Origin of the sequence: Pectobacterium wasabiae CFBP 3304, from assembly GCF_001742185.1 — a bacterium.
Taxonomy (GTDB): domain Bacteria; phylum Pseudomonadota; class Gammaproteobacteria; order Enterobacterales; family Enterobacteriaceae; genus Pectobacterium; species Pectobacterium wasabiae.
The window spans coordinates 4,312,887-4,333,734 of sequence record NZ_CP015750.1 but is presented as its reverse complement, the minus strand read 5'-3'; the positions used below and the strand labels follow the sequence as shown (position 1 = coordinate 4,333,734).

General features: G+C 52.0%; 17 protein-coding genes and 1 pseudogene. 16 read left to right on the top strand and 2 right to left on the bottom strand.

Annotation, left to right across the window (positions count from 1 at the left end):
• Positions 1-242: 242 nt before the first annotated feature.
• Positions 243-464 (bottom strand): annotated as a pseudogene (locus A7983_RS23670) (IS1 family transposase); the annotation flags it as partial.
• A 458-nt stretch (positions 465-922) separates the two neighbouring features.
• On the opposite strand from A7983_RS23670, the gene A7983_RS19710 reads away from it, so the two are divergent.
• Positions 923-2,686, top strand: coding sequence for a rhamnogalacturonan acetylesterase (locus A7983_RS19710; RefSeq protein ID WP_005974312.1), 1,764 nt, complete (start codon positions 923-925; stop codon positions 2,684-2,686).
• 327 nt (positions 2,687-3,013) lie between these two features.
• Here A7983_RS19710 and A7983_RS24680 read toward each other — a convergent pair whose 3' ends face one another.
• On the bottom strand, positions 3,014-3,142 hold the full coding sequence (locus A7983_RS24680; RefSeq protein ID WP_257785298.1) for a hypothetical protein: 129 nt from the start codon (positions 3,140-3,142) through the stop codon (positions 3,014-3,016).
• Positions 3,143-3,951: 809 nt separating this feature from the next.
• On the opposite strand from A7983_RS24680, the gene A7983_RS19705 reads away from it, so the two are divergent.
• From A7983_RS19705 to A7983_RS19640, 15 genes are all read left to right on the top strand, one after another.
• Positions 3,952-4,533, top strand: coding sequence for a hypothetical protein (locus A7983_RS19705; protein ID WP_039479259.1), 582 nt, complete (start codon positions 3,952-3,954; stop codon positions 4,531-4,533).
• Positions 4,534-4,556: 23 nt separating this feature from the next.
• A complete protein-coding gene (gene tssJ, locus A7983_RS19700) occupies positions 4,557-5,054 on the top strand; it encodes a type VI secretion system lipoprotein TssJ (protein WP_005974319.1) in 498 nt (165 codons plus the stop codon).
• Positions 5,055-5,063: 9 nt separating this feature from the next.
• A complete protein-coding gene (gene tssK / locus A7983_RS19695; RefSeq protein ID WP_005974321.1) occupies positions 5,064-6,404 on the top strand; it encodes a type VI secretion system baseplate subunit TssK in 1,341 nt (446 codons plus the stop codon).
• Between the two features lie 19 nt (positions 6,405-6,423).
• Positions 6,424-7,665: a DotU family type VI secretion system protein gene (locus tag A7983_RS19690; protein WP_005974324.1), complete on the top strand. Its 1,242-nt coding sequence runs from the start codon at positions 6,424-6,426 to the stop codon at positions 7,663-7,665.
• Between the two features lie 3 nt (positions 7,666-7,668).
• Positions 7,669-11,286, top strand: coding sequence for a type VI secretion system membrane subunit TssM (tssM, locus tag A7983_RS19685; protein ID WP_005974326.1), 3,618 nt, complete (start codon positions 7,669-7,671; stop codon positions 11,284-11,286).
• 14 nt (positions 11,287-11,300) lie between these two features.
• A complete protein-coding gene (gene tagF, locus A7983_RS19680; protein ID WP_005974328.1) occupies positions 11,301-12,008 on the top strand; it encodes a type VI secretion system-associated protein TagF in 708 nt (235 codons plus the stop codon).
• An 11-nt stretch (positions 12,009-12,019) separates the two neighbouring features.
• A complete protein-coding gene (gene tssA, locus A7983_RS19675) occupies positions 12,020-13,039 on the top strand; it encodes a type VI secretion system protein TssA (protein ID WP_005974332.1) in 1,020 nt (339 codons plus the stop codon).
• 79 nt (positions 13,040-13,118) lie between these two features.
• Positions 13,119-13,649, top strand: a complete 531-nt coding sequence (tssB, locus tag A7983_RS19670; protein ID WP_005974334.1) for a type VI secretion system contractile sheath small subunit — start codon at positions 13,119-13,121, stop codon at positions 13,647-13,649.
• Entirely contained in the window at positions 13,649-15,157 is a 1,509-nt protein-coding gene (gene tssC, locus A7983_RS19665; RefSeq protein ID WP_005974336.1) for a type VI secretion system contractile sheath large subunit, read from the top strand. Before tssB ends, tssC begins: the two co-directional genes overlap by 1 nt.
• Before the next feature lie 309 nt (positions 15,158-15,466).
• On the top strand, positions 15,467-15,949 hold the full coding sequence (locus A7983_RS19660; RefSeq protein ID WP_005974338.1) for an Hcp family type VI secretion system effector: 483 nt from the start codon (positions 15,467-15,469) through the stop codon (positions 15,947-15,949).
• Between the two features lie 53 nt (positions 15,950-16,002).
• On the top strand, positions 16,003-16,449 hold the full coding sequence (locus A7983_RS23665) for a DUF5675 family protein (protein WP_005974339.1): 447 nt from the start codon (positions 16,003-16,005) through the stop codon (positions 16,447-16,449).
• Positions 16,450-16,465: 16 nt separating this feature from the next.
• On the top strand, positions 16,466-17,125 hold the full coding sequence (locus A7983_RS19655; protein ID WP_005974341.1) for a hypothetical protein: 660 nt from the start codon (positions 16,466-16,468) through the stop codon (positions 17,123-17,125).
• Between the two features lie 258 nt (positions 17,126-17,383).
• The gene (gene tagH, locus A7983_RS19650) at positions 17,384-19,072 is read left to right on the top strand and encodes a type VI secretion system-associated FHA domain protein TagH (RefSeq protein WP_005974343.1); all 1,689 of its coding nucleotides are present in this window, start codon (positions 17,384-17,386) and stop codon (positions 19,070-19,072) included.
• Complete coding sequence (locus tag A7983_RS19645; protein ID WP_005974345.1) at positions 19,069-19,860, top strand: PP2C family protein-serine/threonine phosphatase; 792 nt, start codon at positions 19,069-19,071, stop codon at positions 19,858-19,860. Before tagH ends, A7983_RS19645 begins: the two co-directional genes overlap by 4 nt.
• 10 nt (positions 19,861-19,870) lie before the next feature.
• A complete protein-coding gene (locus A7983_RS19640) occupies positions 19,871-20,845 on the top strand; it encodes a hypothetical protein (protein WP_005974347.1) in 975 nt (324 codons plus the stop codon).
• The last annotated feature ends 3 nt before the right edge of the window (positions 20,846-20,848 follow it).

Below are 20,848 nucleotides of genomic sequence, written 5' to 3'. Positions count from 1 at the left end.
CGTTCGTCCTGCCGCTATTATTGATGGTTACCTCTATCCCCTTAAACTCAGGCAGTCAATGAATGCCTGGAGTTTAGGGGACATATCGCGGCTGGCGGGTCCCATTCGCCCGAACCATAGATCGTATTATCCTGAACGTCATCAATAACCACGCCATCAATAGCGCATTGTTTTGATTACCAGATGATTCCAGAATCCACGTTAATGAGAAATGCGTATAAAAACGTCGTTACAAGGAAGGGTTATGACGCAAATGCGCTGTAATGGTGTTTTTCAATGTAAGTACCGATGACTTTTTCATGTATTTCAAATGATCGTGAAAAGCAGGTTGTTTTCCTCGCCAGACGTTTAATATGAATTCGTAAATTAAGGCTATGCCGCTCAATTCGTTGCGTGAATATCTTACCTGTCAGGTGTTTTTCTGACTCGATTTCTCGTGCGTAGCTACCCCAATCAATCATTGTTTTTATTATTAGTCAGACCACCACAACGATTATTTAAAAATAAAATTATCGTCTTCGTGCACAGCGATCGATACGAGGTCACTACATCAATCATTGAAATACAGAAATGATTGAGGTGATTGTTAGTCAATTGCTCAAGCCATATCTTATTCCTACCAAGGATAGTCATTACACACGGAAGCGGTAGCTCGGTGAATGCCGTGAAACATGAAATATTGAATAGCAGTCTAATGAAATACTTCTGCAACAATATGAAAAAATAGGGAGTATCTATTTTCGGTGATGTTCTTCACATAATAATAACCTATATCGTGAAATATGATGGTGTACTCTGACCGCCTGAATATACTGGCGGGTGACCTCCAGTGAATCGGCATAATGATTCTGGCAAAACGTTAATAGCGGTAGCCAGTGTGGTCATTGGTTACAATACAATTAAAAAAGGGAGAGAATATTACATGAAGTATCCTACTTTATTTGGAGCGCTAGTTCTGAGTATTTTCGTTAATGCCTACGCAGCAGGCGGTAATGGGAATTTCTCGATAGTGGGTGATTCCAATTCGCAATCTAGCGTGAGTGCCAGTCAACCGAGCAAGCAAAAAGCCGTCACGATCCACATGCTTGGTGACTCAACAATGACACAATATACGGATGCCCGTAGACCGCAAATGGGATGGGGTGAGGCAATGCCCCAATTCTTCAATTCAAATGTCACCGTTAAAAACTGGGCGCTTGGCGGGCGTAGTTCGCGCAGTTTCTTTTACGAAGCCACTCGTTGGCCAGATATCTTGCCTCAAATTAAGGCAGGCGATTATGTCATTATACAGTTTGGGCACAATGACCAAAAAACGGATGCTAGCTATGCCGCATATGGTACTTATGCATATTGTAGCGATGGAACAACCGATGGTGAGAAGTGTTCAGGCTCGCCGGATGCGATTGATCCGACAGTAGATAAATCGGAGCACTCGTACTACCAATTCTTGAAAAGGTATATCACTGCGGTTAAAGCGAAAGGCGCATACCCTATTCTGATGACGCCGATTGTACGCAAATACTTTGCAGGCACGACGATCAAGCCAGAAGGCCTCCACAATGTGGGTGTCAAGAATGGTGAGATCTATGAACGTGGCAATTACCCGGCAGCGATGAAAAAGATTGCCGCCAAATACAATGTGCCGATCGTCGACCTCACGACGGAAACCAAAACTATCGTAGAGGCTTACGGTGATGCGGCCGCCAAGGCAAATTTATATATTGCGGCGGATAGTACACACCCACAAATTCTGTTCGCCAATTTGATTGCCAAGCGCGCCGTCGAGGGAATGTCCAGGTTGGGCATCTTGAAGAATTACATGGTGTCTGTTACTTCGCTGATCGCCAGCCCGAACCCTCTAACATGGGGTACGCGCTACACTGGGGTTGCGACGACGAAGGAGATGACGGTTTCCGCCTTCGATCTGAACCCGGATGTGGGCACGGTGACGGTTCAGTCTCCTTCTAAGAATTTCGAACTGTCGTTCGATCAAACGGCGTGGAAGTCGTCACTCAACATTCCGTACACGAATGGTTCTTTTACAAAAACCGTGTATGTCCGTTTCAAGCCGTCCGATGCCGTAGATTACAACAAGGTAATCTCGTTTACTCTTGGTTCGTCTACCATCGGTTCTCTAGCCGTATCGGGCAAGGGAGTACCGGCGGGAGCAGGTCTTGATTCTTACGCGTCCTGGTTTAGCTCGGGTTCATCTCTGGCACCCACCACTGATGGAATACTGACGGCAACGGATGCCACAGTAAGAAATCTGACGACCACAGCGACTAAAGTGATGGCAGTCGATGGTCAGGATACGAGCGTAGTCCGCTATGTAGTGGATACCTGGACAACACGTGACAATACAAAATATCTGCAATTCATGGCAACACCGACAGGTTCGTTGAACGCTAACAAAATATCAATGCATTACGCGACAAGCGGCGGTTCGACGGTGCAAGCCGATATGGAGTACTCGACCGACAACATCAAGTGGACGCGCCTCAATGGGAATAAACCCTTGTCTTCAGCGAAAGATGTGATGACATTCGTGGAGTATGACAACCTTGCCATCCGGGTACCATCAGGCAAATCCTTGTATATCCGGATCTACCCGTGGAACACTTCGGGCACAGCGGGTAAATCCCTCGCGTTGTATGGCGTGAAGGTGACAGGTAAAGTCTCCAAGTAAGAAAACGTGATGAAAAGGTCTTAGCCATGCGGCAACCTTTCAGATCGGCGACAACGTCTAAAGCCCACATATTTCGTGGGCTTTCTTCATTGTGTCTAGAACCCCCAACTAGGCTGGGGGTTCCGTTTAGGTCTTAACGCTGATGGGAATGACCATGCTTATGGTTGTGGGGGGGACCGTGTTCAAACGTGGGTTTGAGATATTCCCAGAGAAGACCGCTGCGGTATGATTTTTCTTTATCTCGCGCAGAACTGCGCTACGCGGAAAAACCCGCCGTATCGTCGCGTTAACCGGCGTTGGTTCCTATTTTGTGAAATGGGGCTTTCCTCAAGAAGGTGACTGGTTCAGTTCATTTAAGACATCGCCGTCCACGTTGCTGACACGCGGGTTCACTCTCGGCTTGCTGTGCGGCGGCGGGTTGCTTCTGCGTCCACCGGACTGTTCGAGTTGGCTCATGGAGCCTATCAGGGCGGGGCGGCGTTGCATTTACCTCTATTCCCGCTAAATCCGAGTTTGACACTCTGTTCTGATGATTTCACGAAGAGTAAGCATCCATTTCGTCATGATAATTTTTAATAAAAATCATGAGAAAATTTCATCTACAAATTTGATTATTTCATATTTTTAATGAATTATTCGGACTGATCCTAGATTGCTGTTCAATTATTATACAGACGTGTATTAAAAACCTTTATGAAAATTTACCGAAGGCATTTCCTTTACTAGCGACGAGTTGAAATTTTGTCCGTATTCTGTAATCTTCCGTAAATATATTAGAAAGTTGATTGTGACTTTTTGGTTGCGGACCGGTTTTACTTGGTTCGTGCGGTAGCTGTGATATTTTTATCTTCATATGTAGTTGTTTTTGATCACATTTTTTATGAGTAAAACAAATGTGATCCGTGATTTTTTTTAACACAAAAACGCAATTAATTAATTTAATTAACTTGATTTGATGATTTTCAAACTGTGAGTGACATAAAAAAGATTATCCTTTACAAATTCACACACTTTTTTGATTAGTAATTGATCGTTAATCTGCGCTTTTGTGTCCTATTCAAAATCCTTCCGGCAAACGATTCTGTCACTTATGCTGCATTTTTAATGCTGAATTTAAACTGCTCATTATTTATATCAAAATAAAACTAATTAATGTTTCTTATGTGATTGTTAATTCATCAACTAACGTGAGCCACCGTCAGACAGACCAGCGCTCTGTGGCTCGCCTTGTTCATAACCGGCCTTCGGCCATTTTTTAGTCATGGATGGAACGACATATGAAGAGAATGGTGAACCACCGCACTGTGTTAAGCCTGATGTTTGTTTTTGCTGTCGCGGGCTGTGAAGCCCCGCCCAAAATGACTGATGACACTATCGTCAACAGCACCGTCAATGGCGTCACGCTGAGCCACCGTTATGCGGTTAAACCACCGGCGCAGTTCAGCCCGATCAATGAAGCCTATCGCGCGCTCTATCCCGCCTCGATCATGACCCGCTCTGATTTCGGCAGCGTTGTGGTGGATACCCTGAAAAGTGGCGAAACCTACACGGTAATTGGCCACGTGGAGAACAACTGGTTGGCGCTGGGTGAGCAGGTTCAGGTTGCCGTTAAACCAGAGACCGATACCGCGAAAACGGATGGCAAAAAAATCGCTGAACAGCCCACGACTCAACTGATTGGCTATGTGCCATTCCGCGCGGTGGTGAAGAGCGAACTGTATGACCAGACGATCAAAGCGGATCAGCCAAAACGCCGCACAGGCAGTAAGAAAAAGACCTGCGTTTCGGTTGATGGCGACAGTAAAGCTTGCCAAAACACGACTAGCGGCACCTGGGTCATCAACTAATCGCGCTGAGCAGGGAGGGCTGAATGATGACAATGAGGCAACTGCGCCGCTGGCTGTTACCGCTACTGACATTGTTACTGGCTGCGTGCAGCAGCAGTAGTCCCACACCGGTGGCGCGTTATAACCTGCACTTCCTGGCGCACCCGCAGATCAACAGCGGCGCACCGCTCAAGGTGCGAGTGATGTTATTGACCTCAGACGCGGAATTCATGTCCGCCGACTTCTACTCCCTGCAGAATCAGCCCGCGGATGCATTGGGTAGCACGTTGCTCAACAACCAACAGTTTTTCCTGATGTCAGGCCAACTGAGCAAAACGCTTAACGCCAAAAGTCTGCCAGAAGCACGCTACATCGGCATCATGGCGGAGTATCAGGCGCTGGACGGCAAAGTTTGGCGACTGGCGCTGCCGTTCCCAGATGGTGAGAGCAGCGCGTTTTGGGCGTTCTGGAAAAGTAACGGCGGTGAGTTGAACGCCCGCATGATGGCGGACATCAACGGCCTTCGCGTGGTTAAGCAGTAAAGGATGCCTATGAACAGAGCCGAAAAGGTGGTTTGGACCGAGGGGATGTTTCTGCGTCCTCACCATTTCCAGCAGTCGGAAAATTATCTTCACAGCACACTGCGTGATTGGGGCCAGTCGCAACGCGCTTATACCTGGGGATTCTTCGATCTGGAGTTTGATGAAGCGCTGCTGCGCCAGGGAAAACTCGCGCTAAGTGCCGCCAGCGGTTGCCTGCCGGATGGAACATTTTTTTCCTTCAGCCAGCCGCAACATGGACCGGCACCGCTTGAACTGCCTGCCAATGTTGATCGTGCTAACGTGGTGCTGGCGATCCCAGCCCGCCGCAATGGTCGGGAAGTGGTGGTGTTTCAGGAGACGCCGGATTCTCTGGCGCGCTATCTCGCCTGGGAAACCGAAGTGGAAGATGACAACGCGCAGGCGATCGGCGCGGCTACGATACAGTTCGGTAAACTGCGTTTGCGTCTAATGTTGGAGCAAGATCTCACCGCAGAATGGACGGCAATGGGCGTAGCGCAGGTGATTGAGAAGCGCAGCGGTAACCACTTGCGTCTTGATACCGATTACATCCCACCGATGCTGGCGCTCAACGGCAGCCGACCACTGCAAAGCATGCTTAACGATCTGCATGGCCTGATGCAGCAGCGCAGCCAGCAACTAAGCCAGCGTGCGCAAGGTACTGGCCGCTTCAATAGTGCTGACATGGTTGATTTTATGCTACTGGCAATGCTGAATCGCCAGCTCGGCCTGCATGCGCATCTGCAACATTTGCCGCTGTTGCATCCTGAAACGCTCTACCGCTATTGGTTGCAACTGGCTGCTGAACTCTGTACCTGGATGCCAGCACGCACGCCTGAACCCTTGCCGCTTTACAACCACGATGACCTGCACGGCTGTTTTACCCGTTTAACGCTATTGCTGCGGCAGGGGTTGTCTCAGGTGATGGAAGAAAGTGCGATTCAGCTTCCACTCACCCAGCGCTCACATGGCCTCAACGTTGCCACAGTGCCGGAAAGCAGCATGGTACGCGAATTCGGCTTTGTGCTGGCGGTAAAAGCCGGTGTACCCGCCGAAGCCCTGAAAACTCACTTCCCGGCGCAAATGAAAGTCGCGCCTGTTACCAAAATCCGCGATCTGGTTCAACTGCAACTGCCCGGCCTAGTGTTGAAAGCTATGCCGGGTGCACCGCCGCAAATTCCATGGCATGCCGGTTACAGCTACTTCGAGTTGGATAAGAACAGCGATCTGTGGAAAGAGATGGAGCGCTCCGGCGCGTTTGCACTTCATCTAGCCGGTGAGTTTCCGGGCCTGGACATGGAATTCTGGGCCATTCGTAGTTCATCAGAATAATCAACGCTGAGCACGCCGCATGATGCAGGAACAACAGAAACCGAACCATGACGCCACACAGCAGGATGTCAGCCACCAGAATACACTGGTGGCTGCTGCCAACCCGCTGATTAACGCTATTACTCAGATTCGCCACGCCGTCTCTCATGACGATCCGGCGCGCCTACGCCAGCAACTGATCGACCAGATCCGTCTTTTCGAGCTGAACTGCCAGCAGTCTGGCCTGAGCTACGAAGTGATTGTCGGTGCCCGTTATTGTCTATGCACCGCGCTGGATGAAGCCGCTGCGCTGACGCCGTGGGGTAGCCGTGGTGTGTGGACCAGTAACAGCCTGCTAGTGACATTTCACAACGAAACCTGGGGGGGCGAGAAGTTCTTCCAACTGCTGGCGAAGCTATCACAGAGTCCGCGTCAGCACATTCTGCTGCTGGAGCTGATCTACTTCTGCCTGCTGCTGGGCTTTGAAGGGCGCTACCGCGTGTTGGATAACGGCCGTTCACAGTTGGAAACCATCAAACAGCGTCTGCTGCAGATGATCAAAAGCGTGCGCGGCAGTTACTTTACGGCGCTCTCTCCTCATCCGACCGATCAACCGGTGCTGCGTAAGCGGTGGCGTCCGATGATCCCGTTGTGGGCCTGTGCCGCCGTTGCCGGTTTTGCTGCCTGCTTGTTCTATATTGGCCTTAACTGGCGTCTCGGTGATTACACCTCGCCAGTGCTGGCCAGCATCTACCAGACGACGCTGCCGAAAGTGCAAATCCGCAATCCTGCGCCACCTCCGCCTGCTACGTTGAACCTGAAAGCCTTCCTGAAACCGGAGATCGATGCCGGTCTGGTCGCGGTGCGCGATGACGCTGACCAGAGCGTGGTAACGCTGAAAGGCGATGGGCTATTTGCTTCGGCATCAACCGACGTGCACGGACGCTACGGTGTCGTTGTTCAGCGCATTGCGGAAGCGATGAACAACGTGCGCGGTAAGGTGTTGGTGATTGGCTACAGCGATAACGTACCCATTCGCAGTGCCCGTTTCGCCTCCAACTATGAACTCTCGCTGGCGCGCGCGCAGTCAGTGCAAACTCTGCTGCAGCAGCAGTTGACGCAACCGTCACGCGTTAAAGCCGAAGGGCGCGGCGAAAACCATCCTCTGGTGCCAAATTCCAGCGCAGAGAATCGCGCCCGTAACCGCCGCGTAGAGATTACGTTGCTGGTCGCACCGGACGCGACGCAAGCGGAACTCAACGGCTTGGCGAGAGGGGAGTAATCCATGCTGAATATACTTTTTGCTGTGCTGACCAGTCGCCTAATTTGGGGCTTTGTCGGTATTACTGCGCTCGCCTTTATCATCTGGGTGATTGGCCCAGTGTTTTCCATTGCCGATTCACGCCCGCTTGCGCCAGAGCATAACCGCATCATCAGTATCGCGCTGCTCTATCTGGTGTGGGGGCTGAGTCAGGCGATCCCGCGCCTGTACAACTTCTGGCTTAACCGCAAGTTGATGTCGAGTCTGGACACTGGCAAAACCAATGCACCGGAGCGCCTGACCAACGAAGAACAGGCCTTGGCGAGCCGTTTTTCTGAGGCGACGGGTATCCTGAGAAAAGCACACTTCCAGCGCAACAGTAGCAAAGGTGCTCCGTTCTGGGCGCAGCGCTTCAGCCATCAATATCTCTATCAGTTGCCGTGGTGCATGATCATCGGTGCGCCGGGGGCGGGTAAAACCACGGCGCTGGTCAACTCGGGTCTGCAATTTCCGCTAGCGGATAAATTCGGCAAAGCGGCGCTGCGAGGCATTGGTGGTACGCGTAACTGCGACTGGTGGTTCACCAACGAAGCGGTGCTGCTGGATACCGCAGGACGTTATGCCACCCAAGAGAGTCAGCAGGAGCGCGATGCCAGTGAATGGCATCACTTCCTCGACCTGCTGCGTAAGTATCGCGGGCGCCAGCCGATTAATGGCGTGATCGTCACGCTGAGCGTGTCGGATCTGCTGACGCAATCACCGGAAGCGACGCGTAATCAGGCCATCGCGCTGCGCCAGCGCCTGATGGAGCTGCACGACCGCCTCGGCATTCGCTTCCCGGTGTATGTGCTGGTGACCAAAACCGACCTGCTCAAAGGTTTCCGTAGCTACTTCGGTTCGCTGGATAAAACGCAACGCGAACAGATCTGGGGGTTCACCTTCCCGTGGGCACTGGCTTCCACCGCTGACTTCGAACTCAACAGCCAGTTCCAGAAGGAATATTCGCTGTTACAACAGCGTCTTGATGCTGGTCTGGCCGATACGTTGCTGGCAGAGAGTGATGGACAGTCGCGCGCAGAGGTCTATCTGTTCCCACAGGAGTTTGCCGCGTTGCGCCCGATGCTGGCGGATGCGCTTGACACGTTGTTCGCGCGTTCGGATTTTGAAACTCAGTTTGCACCGCGTGGCATCTATTTTGCCAGCGGTACACAGGAAGGTCTGCCGTTTGACCGTGTGATGGGGGAGTTGAGCCGTGCTCTGCATCTGCCGAGCCAACGTGAAGGTGAATCCAGAAGCTGGGATCAGGTAGATAAAAACGCGCCGATCCCACCGAATAAAGGACAAAGCTTCTTCCTGAAAGATGTACTGGAAAACGTCATCTTTCAGGAATCCGGGCTTGCGGGCAGCAACCGTTGGTGGGAACTGCGCAACCGTGCCGGTTTGTGGTCTGGCTATCTGGCATTGCTGGCGTTGGTACTGATTGCCGGGGTGCTATGGGTGACCAGCTACAGTAAAAATAAATCTTACCTGCAGGAAATCGCGGGCAAAACGCCGCAGGTTGAGCAACTCGGCCAGCAGTTACAGCGTGAAGGTCACGGTGACTTGTTCACTCTGGTGCCGTATCTCAACACCCTGCTGCAGTTGCCTAAAAGCACGGATTTCTCACTGGACACCCCGCCGCAGACGCGCCGTATGGGGCTCTATCGCGGGACAGAAGTCAACGATGCCGCTCAGGCGTTGTATGACAAAGCGCTAAAACAGTTGCTGCTGCCGCAGGTGGCGCAAAACATTACGCGCTGGCTGCGCAACGACAACGGCAGCGATGCCGACTACAGCTACGAAGCGCTGAAAGCATATCAGATGCTGTATCAGCCGAAGCACTACGACGGTAAATTCCTGCAGGCGTGGCTGATGCTAAATATCTCGCGCGAACTGCCGCAGAATGTCACTCAGCAGGAAGTTGACCAACTGGCGTGGCATTTACAACAACTGCTGGAGACGCACATCCAGTCTTCGCCATACGCGAAGGATGATGCGTTAATAAAGCGCGGGCAGGTGCTGATTAACCAAATGCCGCTGTCACAACGCGTCTATGGGCGCCTGAAGCGCCTGCTGCAACGCGATGGCAGTCTGCAATCAGTGACGCTCTCGGCGCTGGGCGGGCCACAGAGTGAACTGGTGTTCTCACGTAAAAGTGGTAAGTCGGTTAATGATGGTGTGTCAGGCCTGTTTACGCCGGATGGGTACTGGCGGCGCGTTGATAAGCAAATTGCGCCAGTGACGCAGGCACTGTATCAGGACGATATCTGGGTGCTGGGCGGCGTCGCGCCGCAGGAAAACAGCCAACAAACCGACCTCGCGGTACGCCAATGGTATGTACAGGATTACATTCGTCAGTGGGAACAGTTCCTTGGCGATATCCAACTCAACAGCAGTGCTGATTTATCGCAGCGCATCAACACCGCGCGTTTGCTGTCCAGCGCCCATTCACCGTTACGCCAATGGGTGATCAATCTGGGCAAATTGTTGACGCTGACGCGCGTGCAGGCGGATGAAAAAACGGCACAGACGCAATCGTCATCCGGCAACAACGCGACGCGCACGCTGGAAGCGCTGTTCAATTCGACGGATGCTAACGCAGCTCTGGGGCAGGGTGCGGCGCAGCAGTCACCGGAGCAGGCCGTTGCCGTGCATTTCGCCCCGATTATCGAGCTGGCGCAGCCGTTGCAGCCGGGCGGTAACGTACTGGCGGTGGACGATTTCCTGCATCAGATTGACGATCTCTATCGCTATCTCACCGCGGTGCAGGATGCGGCCAACAGCGGCATGCCGCCACCATCGAACGATGCCATCAGCCGCCTGCAGGCCAGCGCTGGTCGTCTGCCGGGTTCGCTGCGGAATATGGTCTCCAGTATGGCGGTTGGTGCCAGCAGCGATGCACAGCGCCGCGACATGGATAACGTGCGCAAGCGCATCACCATGGAAGTTGGCAGCTTCTGTCGTCAGGCGATCGCCGGTCGTTATCCACTGGTACGCAACGCTCGCAGTGAAGTGACGCCAGACGATCTGGCGCGGATGTTCGCACCGGGCAGCGGCCTGATGGACAGCTTCTTCCGTGACAATCTGGCCAGTAAAGTGGACACCACTAACGCCGCGTGGCGCTTTACGCCGGGTATCGACGGTAAAGCGCTGCCGGGGGGCGAAGCACTGCTGCGTCCGTTCCAGCAGGCTCAGTCGATTCGTGATGCCTTCTTTGCCAACGGTGCCACCACGTCGTCATTCCGCATCACGCTGCGCACGGTGAAGATGGACAACGCGATCCTTAACCTGACGTTGGATGTTGACGGTCAGATTCTGCGTTACAGCCACGGACCGCAGGCGGTGCAGATGGTGAACTGGCCCGGTCCAGGTGGCACTAGCCAGGTGCGCATGCAGCTTGGTCTGACCAATGGCACCACCTCGACACTGGTCACCAGCGGCCCGTGGGCGCTCAATCGCTTCTTCGATCGCGCCCGGCTGACCTCTGCCGGCGGTTTAACCCGCGAAGCCAGTTTCAACGTCGATGGTCATCAGGTCACGCTGTCGTTCACGCCTGGCAGTATTCGCAACCCATTCCAGCTTCCCAGCTTTGGCTGCCCCTGAAACAGGAGCTGATAATGACTCATTACGCTACCCCCGGCTGGTACGGAAAATTGCCTAGCTCGGGTGATTTTGTGAAGCGACGTTTTCCCGATGCGCTCTATCGGCAGTGGTCCAACTGGTTTCAGGTCGGACTGCATCACTGGAAAACCAGTGAAGAGGGGGATAACGCACCGTCGCGTGCCTTTCTCAACGCGCCAGTGTGGAATTTTGTCGTACCGCCGATGCTCGGTAGTCAGTTGATTCAGATGGGCTGCCTGATCGCCGCGCACGACAGCGTCGGGCGCAACTACCCGCTGTGTGCACTGCGCCATTTCACGCCAGCAGAGTGGTCGCCAGCGCTGCTGGCACGCTCCGGTGAGTGGTATCAGCAGGTTGGTAACATGCTGCTGCGCGTGGTGCGGAGCGGCGGCACGCCAGAACAACTGGATCAGGCACTACTCAGCATTCCGCAACCGCAGGGGGATGCTGAGCCGTCGGGCATCCTCGACGTGATTGATACGGGTGATTACTCGTCAACGTTGAACTGGAAACGGCCGGGTGACAGTTTTGACCCACAGTTCTACACCAGTTTTTGGTGGACCAATCAGAGCGATGGTTTCCCACTTTATACCCAGATGCACAGCGGCAATTTCACTGCACAGTTGTTTTCGTTGTTGTTCGACCCGGCCGGTGGAGCAAAACCCGGACGAAACGGACTTTATCCACCGATGTTTGAATCCTGAGGCCAATGCGCATGACGATAAATGTAGATGCCTTGCTGGCACCGGTTAGCAGTGACAATCCCTGTGGCGACAACCTAGAGTACCACGCGGATTTCCAGGCGATGGAACAGGCCAGCACGGGCAAAGCCGAGCAGCAGTTCGGTAACACCATTATCCCGGCGGAACCGGCGGACTGGAATAAAGTTGAAAAGCTGGCGATTGACCTGCTGAGACGCAGTAAAGACCTGCGCGTGATATTAGCGCTGACGCATGCATGGACCGAATTGAAAGGCCTGCCGGGTTATGCTCAAGGGTTGAAACTGATTGAGCAGGCACTGCTGCTGTACTGGGATCCACTGTGGCCGCGTCTGAAAGAGTTCAGCGAAGAAGATCCGTTTTATCGCATCAACGCCGTGGCGCTGCTGGGGGATAAATCGGCGCTGAGCAGTGCGGTGCGCCAATCCTGGCTGTTGCGTTATGCCTCGGACGGTATCACGCTGCGCGATGCCGTGGCGCTATGTGATGGTAGCAAAACGGACGTTGCCGAGTATCCCGGCGGTTTGCCACGCCTGACTGATGAGTTGGCGCGCGGCGGACAGCCCGGCACAGAAGCAATTCTGCAAATAGCGGGACATTTACAAACTATCAGTGAAACCCTGGCTGAGCGCTTGGGTGAATCGGCGGTACCAGAGTTGGCGCAACTGTGTAAACAGATTGCGATAATCGCTGAACGTTGTCAGGCCACCGATCTCAACGCTCTCCGGCCCAAGGTGACCACTGTGCAACCCGCCGAAATTGCCGCACCGGTTGCACCTGCCCCTATGCGCGTTACCGCTGACTGGCGCAGTTTGCCGCTCAATTCACGTGCCGATGCGCAACTGATGCTGGAGAAAGTGAAGCAGTATTTCACTCTGCATGAGCCGAGCCATCCGGCTCCGCTGATGATTGACCGCGTGCAGCGTCTGATCGAACTCGACTTTATGGACATCATCCGCGATCTTGCGCCAGATGGTGTGCATCAGATGGAAAATGTTTTTGGACGTCGCGACTAAGCGAGCGTAACCACTCAACGCAACGAGACCTGCGCGCCTCCTGCGAGACGTTATCCGCGCATTATTAATGGAGAAACCCATGGCATCAACGAAACCCAGTGGGCAAAAGTTCATTGCCCGCAATCGCGCACCTCGCGTTCAGATCGAATATGACGTGGAAATTTATGGCGCGGAACGCAAAATTCAGTTGCCGTTCGTCATGGGCGTATTGGCGGATCTGGTGGGCAAGCCGCTGGAGCCGCAGGCCGCCCTCGATGAGCGTAAATTCCTCGAAATCGACATCGATAACTTTGATGAACGCATGAAAGCGCTGAAGCCGCGTGCTGCCTTTCAGGTGGATAACACGTTGAACGGCGAAGGTAAACTGAACATCGACCTGACTTTCGAAAGCATGGACGACTTCTCGCCTGATGCCATCGCGCGCAACGTTGAGCCGCTGAGCAAGCTGTTGGACGCGCGTACTCAGTTGGCTAACCTACTGACCTATATGGACGGTAAAAATGGTGCGGAAGAACTGGTCGGTAAAATTTTGCAAGACCCCACGCTGCTGCAGGCACTGACGCATCTGCCGAAGCAGGACGATGCCGTTGAAGGTAAGGAAGAGCAATAATGACCCAGACTTCACAACCGCAGCAACCGCAGCAACCGCAGGGCGAGACCCGTTTTAGTCAGGATGAGTTCAGCGCGCTGCTGAACAAAGAGTTCCGTCCGAAGAGCGATCAGGCGCGTGAAGCGGTAGAGCGCGCGGTGAAAACGCTGGCGCAGCAGGCATTGGAAAACGCCATTACCGTATCGAGTGATGCATATCGCACCATTCAGGCGCTGATCGCTGAGATCGACGAAAAACTGTCGCAGCAGGTGAATCAGATCATTCACCACGATGATTTTCAGGCGCTGGAAAGCGCGTGGCGCGGTCTGAGCTATCTTGTGAACAACACTGAAACTGACGAGATGCTGAAAATCCGTTTCATGAGCATCTCCAAGAAGGAGTTGGGCCGTAGCCTGAAGCGCTTCAAAGGGGCGGGATGGGATCAAAGCCCGCTGTTCAAAAAAATCTACGAGCAGGAGTATGGTCAGTTCGGTGGTGAACCATTTGGCTGTCTGGTGGGCGATTATTACTTCGACCACAGCCCACAGGATGTCGAGTTGCTGGGTGAAATGGCACGCATCGGTGCGGCCGCACACTGTCCGTTCATCACCGGTACTGCACCGAGTGTGATGCAGATGGAATCCTGGCAGGAACTGGCTAACCCACGCGATCTGACCAAGATCTTCCAAAACACAGAATATGCTGCGTGGCGTAGCCTGCGTGAATCGGAAGATGCCCGCTACCTCGGTATGATGATGCCGCGTTTCCTCGCGCGTCTGCCTTACGGCATTCGCACCAATCCGGTTGATCACTTTGATTTTGAAGAACAGACCGACGGCTCTGACCACAGCAACTATGCATGGAGCAATGCGGCTTACGCGATGGCAGCCAACATCAACCGCTCGTTTAAAGAATACGGCTGGTGTACCGCGATTCGCGGCGTGGAATCGGGTGGTGCAGTCGAAAATCTGCCGTGCCACACTTTCCCGAGTGATGACGGTGGCGTGGATATGAAGTGTCCGACCGAAATCGCCATCAGCGACAGACGCGAAGCCGAGCTGGCGAAAAACGGCTTTATGCCGCTGGTGCATCGTAAAAACTCTGACTTCGCCGCCTTTATCGGTGCACAGTCGCTACAGAAACCGACCGAGTATCACGATGCTGATGCTACCGCCAACGCCCGTCTGGCCGCTCGTTTGCCCTATCTGTTCGCCTGCTGCCGCTTCGCGCATTACCTGAAATGCATTGTGCGCGACAAGATCGGTTCTTTCCGCGAGCGTGATGAAATGGAACGCTGGTTGAACGATTGGGTAATGAACTACGTTGATGGCGATCCTGCCAACTCCTCGCAGGAAACCAAATCGCGTAAACCACTGGCCGCGGCCGAGGTAACGGTAGAGGAGCAGGAAGATAATCCAGGTTATTACGCAGCGAAATTCTTCCTGCGCCCGCATTACCAGCTAGAGGGCCTGACGGTTTCGCTGCGACTGGTATCGAAACTGCCATCGCTGAAATCGAATGAAAATTGATAGTTGAATGTAAGGGCGGTTTATGGAACGCCATAACATATGGGTAAATATCGTCTTTTGATTTATTAAAAATAGAATCGATATTCTTAAATGGTCTTATTTATTATGTAGATGATAAAAACTATTCACTGTTTTTTATTAATCCACGACGTGGGGTAATGAAAAATCCCTCTGAATAACACATGTAGCGATATTCAGAAAACGAGGCGGAGGTAAAATATGGACTGTTTTATTCAGCCCCATGCTTTCCTGTTTTCCATAACGATGCTTTATCAAAGCATAATATAAACCAAGCAAGAGAGGATAATTATGGCTATTGATATGTTTTTAAAAGTTGATGGTGTGACTGGTGAATCTAAAGACGCTAACCACACCGGTTGGACGGATATCAATTCCTTTTACTGGGGCGCTAATCAACCTGGTAATATGTCCGTAGGTGGCGGCGGCGGAGCCGGTAAGGTTAATTTTGTCGATCTGAGTGTCAATGCGTTGATCGACAAATCAACTACCGCAATCCTTAAATATTGCGCAAGTGGTAAGCACCTTTCCAAAGTTGAACTTTCGGTTTGTAAAGCAGGCGGTCAACAAGTGGAATATGCTCGCATCACGTTAGAAGATGTGCTCGTGACTTCCGTTAACTACACTGGCTCAGACAGTGGTGATACTGTTGGCATTACCTATGCTTTCCAGGCATCAAAAGTGAAACAGCAGTACTGGGAACAAACTTCATCCGGCAGTAAAGGCGCTGAAAGCAGTGCGGGATGGAATATCAAAGAGAATAAAGAGGCGTAATCGTTTTAGTAAAATTAGTGGCCCTGCGGGGTCACTAAATTAGGGGGGAAGTAATGGCAAGTCATGTGATCTATATCAGACGGATGTGGCAAACTAATAAATCAACTATTAGTGTTTTTAATGTTTCTGGCAGCAGTATCAAAGGGTACTTTTTGGAAAGGCCAGGACCAGATACGACTCAATCTAACCAAAATAAAAGAATTCCTGAGGGGGAATATAAAATAAAATGGCATAATTCATCTATTTCTGGTGTCATTCCACATAATCCAGTTCCCATTCTATATAACTCCTCAGTTCCTCTTTCTCGTTATATTCTTATTCATAATGGTAATTTGCCTATTCATAGCAAAGGATGCTTGCTCATTGGTAGCTCTAAAGGAATAGATATTGTAGGAGGAAGCGTGCTTAAGTTAATAGAGCTAAAAAAATTCATAAAAGATGAAGGTGTTGAGAATTTCACAATAACCATTACATCCTGCTACACAGGATGTAGAGAATAATTTAAAGGAATAGGACATGAAAAGAAATGTTTTTATCTGCCTAATAATTTTACTTCTTTCTCCCTTACCTTCTTTAGCTGATACTGAAAAAGATGGTGTATTGCAATTTTATTGGCTCCCACAGTGGAATAACGGGATAAATGACCCAGAGCTAAAGTTACGATTTTTTGTTTTTTCCAATGAAGGTAAGCAAAAAGAAGTCATTGATATTAAAAGTACTCATTCAAATGAAGCGTTCGTCAAAAAGAACTTCAAAACCATACCGGATGAATTCTTTATCAATAAAGAAGGTCACGCAGAACAAAATGGTACAGTGACGCTCAAGAAACTTATCAATTATAAAGAGTGCGACTCGGCCATTTGGCAGGCTGAGTTTGTATCTTTTTTACAAAAAGATACAAACTTTAAAATAGACGACAACTCAGATTCTTGTAATCCATTACCATATGTTATTATTTATCAATTAAAAGATGGTGTGGATAATGTAAGTCTATTTGATAAACCTAATGATACTGGAAAGGTAATTTATAAAATCGACAGCCAGCACGCTCTCGTTAAAATGAAAACAGCTAACTCTGATTGGATTTATGTTTCTGAGTACGATGCATCCCAAAAAGATCTTATCGGTTCAAAAAAAGGCTATGTGAGATTGAAACATCTTGCTCCCCTTAACTAACTTAAAATAACGCCACCTCATGAGTTAATTAAACGCATTTTATTCAACGCAATACCATCAGCTTAAATAGGATATCCAATCGCGCTACTTATTGAGGAAATTAAGCCGCATTACGCCTGATCAAACCCAACCATTACAGTCATTCAAATAAAACTAAAACCCAACCGTACTATTAGACGCATCCCGTGCGCTATACCCGTACCTTTTCCCAAGAGAGGTGGGGCATAGATGCCGAACCGCTAACCGCAGGAACCCGTTATGCGATTTACGATAGTAACGACTAAACCCGGCCACCAGCCGCCGCAAATCCGTTGTGATTTCCTTCCGCCCGGAGGCACTATTGGTCGCGGGGTTGATAACAATCTGGTATTACCCGATGACGATCGCACCATCTCTCGCCTGCAGGCGATTGTACACATCACCGCAACGGGCGAATGCCGCCTAACCAACCGTGGCAACGTGACGCGCGTACAGCTCAACGACATTCCGCTGGAGCGGGGCCGTCAGGTTGAATTGCAGGATGGCGATGTGCTGGGTATTGGTGATTACCAACTGTTAGTCAACGATCTAAATAACGCGCCGCAGCCGCAGGCTGCACCCGTCGCACCACCGTCTGCGTTTAAGCCCACTATTATCGCCGATGAGCCATCAGCGGAGAAAACCAGCAACACGGCGGCGATCCCCAGTGAAATCTGGGATAGCCTCACCAAAGAATTTTCGATCTCTGATGATTTGTCGAAGCGTAAGAACACCACGCCTGAGCAACCGATGGTACATCCGTTGACAGCGCCCGCTGGTGTTGAACGCAACCCGGAAGATCCTTTAGCACAGTTACTTAGCGATGCGCCGCTGAATATCGGGCAACAACCGCAAAACACCAGTCTGTTCGATGAAGGTGATGCGCTTTTTGCTCAGGAAAGCATTTTTGACGACCGTACACCGAGCACACTCTCCGCGCAGCAAAATGCGGCAGCACAACCGCAGGTAGAAACCAGCTCAACCGAGATCGAACCGCTTAGCCTGTTTGGTAGCCAGAGTTCTACAGATGCACGCAGTCACGACGATCCGCTCGGTCTGATGATGGGCAATGCGGTGCCGTTGGCACAGCCCGAGATTCTGGTTGCTAAGCCTGAACAACCGGAACCTATCGCCGAAGCGCAGCCCGACACAGCCAATCCGCCAATGGATTATGGCGGTATCACGCTGCCGACGCCGCAGGCGGTACAACGCACGCCATCGCCAACGCCGAAAGGGCGCTTGCGTATCGACCCGGTAGCCTCCAGCAATCAGGCCGGCGAATCTACAGCCAGCCAAAACAGCGGCGATCGGCTGAAAGGCGAACTGCTGGATGCACTGCTGGAAGGCATGGGACTGCGCGATCTACAGCCGACGCCACAGCTCGACCGTGAGCAGATGCTGCAGTTTGGTCAAATGCTCAGCATGTTTTCGCAGGGCACGGTGGCACTGCTGTCATCGCGTTCGATCCTCAAGCGTGGCGTAAAAGCAGATATGACGATGATCCTCGATGACGCTAACAACCCATTTAAGCTACTGCCTTCCGGCAAAACCGTGTTGATGCAGATGTTCGGCAGTCGCATGCCTGGCTTTATGCCGCCGCGTCAGGCGGTACGTGATGCGCTGATCGATCTACAAGCACACCAGTTGGGGATGATTGCCGGGATCCGTGCCATCATCGCCTCAATGTTGCAATCCTTTAATCCGGATCAGCTAGAAGAAGAAGCGCGTCAGACGGGAGCGGTCTCACGTCTGGGTTTACCCGGTAGCCGTAAAGCGGCGCTGTGGGAGCATTTCGTGGAGCGCTACGGCGAGACGGCAGGCGAGATCGAAGACGATTTTCACACCCTATTTGGTGAAGCGTTCCTACATGCCTATGACCTGGAAGTTAATCAGTACAAAGACTCACAAACCCACGCGGATGTCACATGAAGATCACAATTGCTTCCATGTCGAATCAGGGCGACCGCGCCAACAATCAGGATCAAACTGGTGATGTCATCGGTGAACGTGCTGCCTGCTTCGTGGTGTGCGACGGCGTGGCAGGGTTTCCTGGTGGTGATGTTGCGGCAGATATCGCTCGCAGCAGCCTGATGGATGCGTTCGATGGCAATGCGCACCTTAATGCACAGTCGATTTGCAACTACGTCAATCACGCTAACCACTCGATTCGCCAGCAGCAGAAAGCCTGCAGCGAACACCGTCGCATGGGCACCACGCTGGTGAGCCTGTTTATCGACCGCGACTTTGAACTGGCCTACTGGGCGCACGCTGGTGACAGCAGGCTGTATCTGTTCCGGCGCGGCTATCTCTATCACGTCACCACCGACCATAGCCTGGTGCAGCAGATGAAAGATGCCGGGCACCAGACCGAAGGCATTAACAACAACCTGCTCTATTTCGCGCTTGGTATGGGCGATGAGCAGCGCGATGCCAGCTACAGCGATGTGGTGGAGATCGAAGACGGTGATGCCTTTTTGCTGTGCACCGATGGTTTCTGGCACGGCGTGACGCAGGAACAAATGCAGCAGTCGCTGCACATGGTGAATACGCCAGAAGAGTGGATGATGCTAATGCAGCAAATCATCAAAAACGGCACGTTAGATAATGCCCAACAGGATAATTTCAGCGCACTAGCCGTCTGGATTGGATCACCGCAAGACATCACCTTACTGCACTCGCTATCCGAAACGGCGCAGTTTTCCCCCCTTCGAGATTGAGAACGCCAACATGAAATATAGATTACTGGGGCTGGCTACGTTGCTGCTCAGTACACACACCTTTGCTGATAATTACCGCATTGTGCAGTCGCCGGTACAGAAACTGGATATCTGGATCGATGATGTAAAAGATAACCAATTGGCGAGCTGGTGTAAAAGCCACGTGACTCTGCGCATTGTCAGTAAAGGCGAGAAAAATGCCGCCGTGTTGGACGATTTCCTGCCGCGCGTTGCTGGGCTGATGGCGTCACAGTGTAAACCGTTGCAGCAGTTGCAGTGGCAACTGACCGATACCGATGGCAGCGAAATCGCCGCTGGCAGTGCTGCCAAAGCGCAGCAGTGGCAAACGGTGGTCACGCCGCCTCCTTCGGTGGAACCGCCGCCAGCCGCTGTGGCTGAGCCTGCGGTGCCGGTGCTGAATTCACCGCAGGCCGATACCACGCCGTGGCTGCAATTCAGTCTGCCCGATGGTTGTCACTTCCGTACCTGGTGGCAACATCCGGCGCAAGCCAACGCGCTGCTTGTGCCATCAAAACAGGGACTGATCTGCGGTCAGGATGGCTGGCTGAGCGGCTACAGCAGCTTGACACTGATAGGTAACGGTGCGGCGAAAACCGTGGATGTCACCTTCCTGAAGGGCTTCCCAATTACGGGCCTGAATAGCAAATCGCAAACCGCTGAGCTCAACATCACCACCGTTAACCGCGAACGCATGGTACTGAGCAATCATAAATCGCCGGACAGTTGGCTGGTGCTGCCATTCAATAACCAGTTCAACGGTTGGCAGGCACTTAACCAGATCATCGTACAGATGCCTGCCCGCGATGCTGCAAATGACAGCGCGCTGCAGGCGCGTATGCGGGAAGTGAGCATTGTGTGGTCGCCGTGGCTGAGTGGGAATGCACCGCTCAAGGTACAACTGGTCGAACAACTGCACCCGGAGCTGAAAGATCCTGCCGCTGCGGTTTACCGCACCATTAATTAACGC

Coding starts and splice junctions, on each gene's coding strand:
- tagF (WP_005974328.1), top strand. CDS start 11,301: ATGACTCATTACGCTACCCCCGGCTGGTACGGAAAATTGCCTAGCTCG.
- tssA (WP_005974332.1), top strand. CDS start 12,020: ATGACGATAAATGTAGATGCCTTGCTGGCACCGGTTAGCAGTGACAAT.
- tssM (WP_005974326.1), top strand. CDS start 7,669: ATGCTGAATATACTTTTTGCTGTGCTGACCAGTCGCCTAATTTGGGGC.
- tagH (WP_005974343.1), top strand. CDS start 17,384: ATGCGATTTACGATAGTAACGACTAAACCCGGCCACCAGCCGCCGCAA.
- A7983_RS19655 (WP_005974341.1), top strand. CDS start 16,466: ATGAAAAGAAATGTTTTTATCTGCCTAATAATTTTACTTCTTTCTCCC.
- A7983_RS19645 (WP_005974345.1), top strand. CDS start 19,069: ATGAAGATCACAATTGCTTCCATGTCGAATCAGGGCGACCGCGCCAAC.
- tssC (WP_005974336.1), top strand. CDS start 13,649: ATGACCCAGACTTCACAACCGCAGCAACCGCAGCAACCGCAGGGCGAG.
- A7983_RS19690 (WP_005974324.1), top strand. CDS start 6,424: ATGATGCAGGAACAACAGAAACCGAACCATGACGCCACACAGCAGGAT.
- A7983_RS19705 (WP_039479259.1), top strand. CDS start 3,952: ATGGAACGACATATGAAGAGAATGGTGAACCACCGCACTGTGTTAAGC.
- tssB (WP_005974334.1), top strand. CDS start 13,119: ATGGCATCAACGAAACCCAGTGGGCAAAAGTTCATTGCCCGCAATCGC.
- A7983_RS23665 (WP_005974339.1), top strand. CDS start 16,003: ATGGCAAGTCATGTGATCTATATCAGACGGATGTGGCAAACTAATAAA.
- A7983_RS24680 (WP_257785298.1), bottom strand. CDS start 3,142: ATGAGCCAACTCGAACAGTCCGGTGGACGCAGAAGCAACCCGCCGCCG.
- A7983_RS19640 (WP_005974347.1), top strand. CDS start 19,871: ATGAAATATAGATTACTGGGGCTGGCTACGTTGCTGCTCAGTACACAC.
- tssJ (WP_005974319.1), top strand. CDS start 4,557: ATGATGACAATGAGGCAACTGCGCCGCTGGCTGTTACCGCTACTGACA.
- tssK (WP_005974321.1), top strand. CDS start 5,064: ATGAACAGAGCCGAAAAGGTGGTTTGGACCGAGGGGATGTTTCTGCGT.
- A7983_RS19710 (WP_005974312.1), top strand. CDS start 923: ATGAAGTATCCTACTTTATTTGGAGCGCTAGTTCTGAGTATTTTCGTT.
- A7983_RS19660 (WP_005974338.1), top strand. CDS start 15,467: ATGGCTATTGATATGTTTTTAAAAGTTGATGGTGTGACTGGTGAATCT.